Source organism: Paraburkholderia lebeckiae, assembly GCF_014201005.1.
GTDB classification, from domain to species: Bacteria; Pseudomonadota; Gammaproteobacteria; order Burkholderiales; family Burkholderiaceae; genus Paraburkholderia; species Paraburkholderia tuberum.
Genome location: NZ_JACHDK010000072.1, coordinates 1 through 1,547, shown reverse-complemented (window position 1 = coordinate 1,547; position 1,547 = coordinate 1). Strand labels below are relative to the sequence as shown.

The 1,547-nt window shown below is 62.2% G+C and carries 1 protein-coding gene; it reads right to left on the bottom strand.

The annotated features are described in order from the left end of the window. Positions 1 to 286: 286 nt before the first annotated feature. Positions 287 to 1,417: an IS110 family RNA-guided transposase gene (locus HDG39_RS34500; RefSeq protein ID WP_184012732.1), complete on the bottom strand. Its 1,131-nt coding sequence runs from the start codon at positions 1,415 to 1,417 to the stop codon at positions 287 to 289. Between the last annotated feature and the right edge of the window lie 130 nt (positions 1,418 to 1,547).

Below are 1,547 nucleotides of genomic sequence, written 5' to 3'. Positions count from 1 at the left end.
GATACTGATATGACTTTCCGTGTCAATCGCGATGTTGATTTTTCGCTTTTTCATAGGCGCGAGAATTCCCTGAGGGCGGCGTAGCAGTAAGGTCGACGGTGGATCACACTGATATCCGCGGATTGGCTACCGCATTACAGAGGTCCGCCTCATGAGCCTGCCGCTGTCTTGGGCCGCAAATTGGTGATGCCCGTTGCGAAATATCTTCGCGGGTTACTCGAGTGCCGGGCTACGCCGCCTTCAGGAAACTCCTCCACTTGTTGTCTTGCGTTGAGTGACGGGCGGCTTACGCGGTCTGTGCGCTGCGTGACGTGGCAAGCGACATCGCCAGGCGGCTGATGTCCCAGATGAAGCCCGCTAGTTCACGGGCGACGGCGACCGTCGCGATATTGACGTGTTTGCCGCGCACTGCCAGCTTCCGGTATCGCCGGCACAACCGGACCTGCGCGTCCCAGGCGCGATCGATAATGGCCTTCGGAATACCTTCGTGCCGACGCTGGATGTCGCGGCTCACGCGCGCAGGATGCCGGTAGCTCCAGGCCGCCTCGACCAGCAGCTTTCTGGCGTAGCTGTTGCCGGTCTTGGTGATGCTACCCCGACGTCGCTTGTCGCCCGAGGAATGTTCCGACGGCGTCACCCCCAGCCATGCCATCAGTTGACGTGGATGTTCGAAGCGTGACAGGTCGCCCAGTTCCGACAGTATCCCGACGGCCGTGACGAACTGCACGCCCCGCATCGCCTGCAGTCCCAGCAGGGCTGGATAAAACCGCCAGTTGACGACTGCCTCGCGTAGCGCTGCTTCGAGGCGTTCACACTGCGCGAGTCGATCCTCGATCGTGCGCCGGTGTTCGTCAAACGCCAGTTGCCGCCACGGGTGCCCGAATGAATATGCGCTGAGCCAGCGCCGATGGGCGGCGCCCCAGTTCGCGTTCCCGGTATAGTGCACGCCATGCGAGAGCAGGAACGACTTCAGCCGCTGCCGCGCCTGCTTCAGATCGTCTCTGGCACCGGCCCATGCCCGCGCCAGATCCCGGAATGCCTCATCCTCGACGCCCGGGACATAGACCGCTGACAGGTCACCGGCGCGCAGCGCTCGCACCAGTTTGATCGCATCGCGCCGATCCGTCTTCACGCGCTCGCCGGGCTTCTTCGGAATCAGCGATGGTGCACACACGATGCAGTCGAATCCCTTCTGGACGAGCTGCCGGTAAAGCCCATAACCACACGGACCCGCTTCGTAGACGATGTGCACGTGTGGCCCCTTTGACTGCAGGCGCCTGCACAGGCGGTCGATATCGGCCTTCGTCGTACCGATCTTGCCGAGCAGTTCCACGTCGCCCATGCCGATCGCGTAGGCGACCGTGATCGAATCCTTGTGAACATCCAGACCGACGTACACCGTGCTATCGTTTTCCATGCTGGCCTCCGTGCCGGAAATCGCCGGGTGTGGCGCTGTCCACACCGTGCGGCTCTGGCAGCAATGCTAACCCGCGTCTGATTCGTCACGGCTGGCCAGCCCCTGCCTCACGGAAAGTCATACTGCCTTG